Origin of the sequence: Wohlfahrtiimonas larvae (genome assembly GCF_002006755.1) — a bacterium.
GTDB classification, from domain to species: Bacteria; Pseudomonadota; Gammaproteobacteria; order Cardiobacteriales; family Wohlfahrtiimonadaceae; genus Wohlfahrtiimonas; species Wohlfahrtiimonas larvae.
Genome location: NZ_MVDO01000282.1, coordinates 1 through 224 on the forward strand (window position 1 = coordinate 1; position 224 = coordinate 224).

The window sequence follows — 224 nt, forward strand, 5'->3', positions numbered from 1 at the left end:
GGGAAGAACACCAGTGGCGAAGGCGCTCTGCTGGGCCATTACTGACGCTCATGGACGAAAGCCAGGGGAGCGAAAGGGATTAGATACCCCTGTAGTCCTGGCCGTAAACGATGAACACTAGGTGTCGGGGGAATCGACCCCTTCGGTGTCGTAGCTAACGCGTTAAGTGTTCCGCCTGGGGAGTACGCACGCAAGTGTGAAACTTAAAGAAATTGACGGAAGCG

The 224-nt window shown here is 55.4% G+C and carries 1 rRNA gene; it reads left to right on the top strand.

The annotated features are described in order from the left end of the window. Positions 1–224: ribosomal RNA gene (locus tag BZK14_RS13055) — 16S ribosomal RNA — on the top strand; the annotation flags it as partial.